This window comes from Heyndrickxia coagulans DSM 1 = ATCC 7050 (genome assembly GCF_000290615.1).
In the GTDB taxonomy this organism is placed as follows: domain Bacteria; phylum Bacillota; class Bacilli; order Bacillales; family Bacillaceae_C; genus Weizmannia; species Weizmannia coagulans.
Genome location: NZ_ALAS01000021.1, coordinates 1 through 405 on the forward strand (window position 1 = coordinate 1; position 405 = coordinate 405).

At 43.0% G+C, this 405-nt stretch carries 1 protein-coding gene; it reads right to left on the minus strand.

Features of this window, described 5'->3' with window-relative positions:
- On the minus strand, window positions 1-275 hold a 275-nt coding region (locus IC21_RS00660), incomplete at its 3' end, for a transposase (RefSeq protein ID WP_035180243.1).
- Between the last annotated feature and the right edge of the window lie 130 nt (window positions 276-405).

Consider the following 405-nt stretch of genomic DNA (forward strand, 5'->3'; position numbering starts at 1 on the left):
CCTTCAAAGCCACACATCTCCCTTAATTGGCCATTACGGGAGAGTTCACGGCGTAATTTCTCAATGCTTTCATGTTGAAATACAATGCCTGCCAAGATAGAATTCCACATGGCACGAACGGGGTAGTCATTACGGCCCTTCCCCCTTTTCTTTTCAAGGCTTTGCATGAACGCTTCATCAGGCATGTAGTCCAGTACAAGGCGAAGACGGTCTAAATCTCCAAGAATCTCAATTTCTTTCCATGTAAACAGACTCATTTGTGGTATAATAGCCATACAGGTGAACCTCCCAGTGTTAACTCCCAGTGTTAAGATGTTAGTCCTAAAACTATTTTAACCTACTGGGGAAACGGGTTCACCTGTTTTTGTTTCAGTGGGGTGGAATTTTTGTCCACTCCTTATTTTT